General features: G+C 45.9%; 1 protein-coding gene and 1 pseudogene. Both read right to left on the bottom strand.

Features of this window, described 5'->3' with window-relative positions; all coding sequences use genetic code 11:
- Positions 1-57 precede the first annotated feature (57 nt).
- The gene (locus JF818_RS11240; RefSeq protein ID WP_198892100.1) at positions 58-1,536 is read right to left on the bottom strand and encodes an alpha-amylase; all 1,479 of its coding nucleotides are present in this window, start codon (positions 1,534-1,536) and stop codon (positions 58-60) included.
- A gap of 10 nt (positions 1,537-1,546) precedes the next feature.
- Positions 1,547-1,751, bottom strand: a pseudogene (locus JF818_RS16435) (iron-sulfur protein); the annotation flags it as partial.

The raw sequence follows: 1,751 nt of genomic DNA, 5'->3' as shown, positions 1-1,751 counted from the left end.
ACCGGGAACCTTTCAATGGTTTGCATCATCTGATTGACAAGAAACACATACTGGCCGTTATAGTGGATCATCGCTCCTCACCCAAAGCGAAATGGATTCTCCCTTGCAAGGAAAATCCCCAAACCCTTCTTCATCTGTCTTGATTCGTTCTGTGCTATTGCCTGTACAATCCACGAATTCAGTGGCAGGAAGACCTGTTTCCATTCTTTTACTACCGTCTTCCCCATTACAAAGGACCACTGCTAGAGCCTTCTCTCCTGAAAAAGACCAGCCAATGGTATTTGGATGATCGAAATAATCGTGCTTTTCTCCCTCAAGACGACTACTTCGTAGCTTGAGCATAAGATCAATCAACTCCCTGAATGAAGGCATCTCAATCAAATACTTTTCACCGTCAGAACCATAATCCTCATATGTGGCTCCCTCATAATCTGCAATGAATACACAGGGATATCCTTCCTTTCTCAGCAGTATCAACGAATAGGCCAGTGGCTTGAACCAAGACTCCACTACTGACTCAAGAGCTTGCAAAGCCTGCGAGTCATGGTTTGCTACAAAGGTAACGGCATGCTCCGGGTCCTGTTCAACCAAGGTTCCAGAGAATATGGAATCCAAGGGGAAATTTTTTCGCTCCATTCCTGCTTGGTAGAACTTGAAATGCAGCGGAACGTCAAACAACGACAAGGCCCTTTCACTCTGTTCAATATACGTCTTAAGTTGATTAATATCAGGGTCCCAAAACTCTGCAACGGCAAACAACTCACGCTTTGCATGGGAGCGTATAGATGAAAGCCACCCTGGGAAAAACCACGAAGGGATATGCTTCACTGCATCAATCCTGAAGCCATCTATGCCTGTGGTATCAAGATACCACTTGCCCCATCGGGTAAGTTCCTCTCTCACTTCCTCCGCCCCAAAATCAAGGTCACAACCCATTAGGTAGTCGTAATTCCCAAACTCCGAGGAAACATAGTCATCGAACTGCTTGCCTTCCAGTACATAAATGCTCTTCTTGTCATCAGGATATTCCTCTGCATGGTCCACTGCGTCAAAGTGGTGCCACATCCATTGGAAATCAGAATAGGTTGCACCCCTGCCCGGAAAGGTGAAACGCGTATAGACAGTTACTTGCTCTTGAGGACCAGTTGGTTCTGACCGGTTTTCTCTGGAATACGGGGTAGCAAGAACCTGTTCCTTCTCATCAGCACCCATTCGATGGTTCAATACAATATCTGCATAGACATAAAGTCCCTGGGAATGAATCGCATCAATGGCTTTGAGGTACTCTGTTTTGGTTCCATACTTGGTGGCAGTACTCCCCTTCTGGTCAAACTCACCCAAGTCGTACAGGTCATACACACCGTAACCGGTGTCATGGCCACCTCCAGCTCCCTTATAGGCCGGGGGAAGCCAAATAGCAGTGAATCCTGCCTTTTTCAGTGTTTCAGCCTGCTTTGCGAGCTTGTTCCAAAGAACACCACCACCTTCGCTGTACCAATGGAAATATTGCAGCAAAACTCCCCGCGTCCTTTGCATGGCTTTGCTCCTATAATTTCTTTGAATCAACAATATGCTTATGTTGGAGGATATACAGCGGTTTCATGTTGTTATAGGCTTGCATCCTCATGAACTTGAACATAAATGCCCTCCCCATGAAGATGTTGAACAGTTGGTTCTTGATATCCTTCTGAGGAAAATCATACAACTTTCTTTCCTTATAAAAACGATGGTCGTCACGTACAACACCCCGC

The organism is Sphaerochaeta sp. S2, assembly GCF_016406725.1.
GTDB lineage: Bacteria > Spirochaetota > Spirochaetia > Sphaerochaetales > Sphaerochaetaceae > Sphaerochaeta.
The sequence above is the reverse complement of the archived record's forward strand: the minus strand, read 5'-3'. Positions and strand labels throughout refer to the sequence as shown.

Excerpts from the sequence above, each read along its gene's own strand:
- JF818_RS11240 (WP_198892100.1), bottom strand. The coding sequence starts at position 1,536 with ATGCAAAGGACGCGGGGAGTTTTGCTGCAATATTTCCATTGGTACAGC.